1 protein-coding gene is annotated in these 377 nt (G+C 27.9%); it reads left to right on the forward strand.

What is annotated here, in order from left to right; genetic code table 11:
• Window positions 1–101: 101 nt before the first annotated feature.
• Window positions 102–377: plasmid mobilization protein (locus HMPREF0072_RS10430; protein ID WP_004830471.1), on the forward strand; the 276-nt coding region annotated here is incomplete at its 3' end.

The raw sequence follows: 377 nt of genomic DNA on the forward strand, positions 1-377 counted from the left end.
TTGATGAAGCAGAACCTTTATGGACTGCTTCTTTTTTTATCAATTTTACCTTGTTAGGGAGAACCCTAAGACCCCAATAATTTATGATAAGGAGATATACTATGGATAATAGAAAAAGAAATAATCAACTAAAAATATATTTAACAGATGAAGAGAAAGAAATCTTTGAAAAGAAAATGAAACTTGCTAATTGCAAAACTATGTCCCACTTTCTTAGGAAATGTGTGTTAGAAAAAGAGATTTATGTTGTAGATTTAGAACCATTTAGAAACCTACAATGGTTACTTTCAAATGCAACAAATAATATAAACCAGATTGCAAAAGCAACTAATACAACTGGTGTTATTTACAAAAATGAAATTGAATCTATGAATAAT

The organism is Anaerococcus lactolyticus ATCC 51172, from assembly GCF_000156575.1.
Taxonomy (GTDB): Bacteria; Bacillota; Clostridia; order Tissierellales; family Peptoniphilaceae; genus Anaerococcus; species Anaerococcus lactolyticus.